General features: G+C 48.5%; 1 protein-coding gene. It reads left to right on the top strand.

From position 1 onward, the window contains the following. A partial coding sequence (locus tag R7Q46_RS25290; protein WP_318077954.1) for a putative manganese transporter occupies positions 1-977 on the top strand: 977 nt, incomplete at its 5' end. Positions 978-1,024 lie beyond the last annotated feature (47 nt).

The raw sequence follows: 1,024 nt of genomic DNA, 5'->3' as shown, positions 1-1,024 counted from the left end.
TCACTCAGCTCTATCATCGCTCTCGTCATCATCAGGTGTTTTTTGCAGCCCTACTCGGTGCGCTTCCGGGCTGTGGCGGCGCTATTGTTGTTACGACTCAATTTATTAGTGGACGAGTAGGATTTGGCGCAATCGTAGCCGTACTGACATCAACCATGGGCGATGCGGCATTCTTGTTACTGGCGGTAAAGCCGTCCGTCGGCGTTGGCGTCGTCGCTCTTGGCATTGTGGTAGGTACGGTTTCGGGTTTGATCGTCAACGCATTTCATCCTGATGATTTTCTACGCCCCGAGCCAAAGCAAGCGAGCGCCCACCACCATTGTTGTCAGCATCAAAGCGAGCGATACACACCTTTAGAGCAACGTGCTATTAATCTTCAAGGCGCATTCTGGAAGTGGTTGATAATCCCTGCGAGCATGGTGGCCGTAATGACCTCATTCCAAGTGGATATCAATCAGCTACTGAATTTGAGTCCAAGTAGCATTGAATGGTTAGGAGCGATATTTGCGGTGGTCTCCATGTCGTTGTGGGCAATGACAAAAGAGTTGGGAGATTATCAATCGACGGTGTCAGAAGATGAAAAAATCGTTGATTCACACCCGATTCAAAAAGCAGCTCAAGACACCAACTTTGTCAGCGCGTGGGTTATCGTGGCGTTTCTTGCGTTTGAATTAACGACCTATTTTTCAGGCGTTGATTTGGCTGCTACCTTCTCAAATTGGGGCATCTGGATGCCATTGGCTGGCTTAGCCATCGGTATGCTACCAGGCTGCGGCCCACAGATTCTCGTCACCAGTTTGTACATTACTGGTGCCGCACCATTATCCGCGCAGATTGCAAATGCGATTTCTAACGATGGTGATGCACTGTTCCCCGCGATTGCCATGGCTCCCAAAGCGGCATTGATGGCAACGGTCTATTCTTCTATCCCTGCGTTCATTGTGGGCTATGGCTATTACTTTATGTTTGAGTTTTAATTATTACGCTCTCAAAAAAGAACGCGTAAAAACAAGAAAAGAGCCCA

This window comes from Vibrio sp. 811, assembly GCF_033339195.1.
This window is presented reverse-complemented; position numbering and strand designations above follow the sequence as displayed.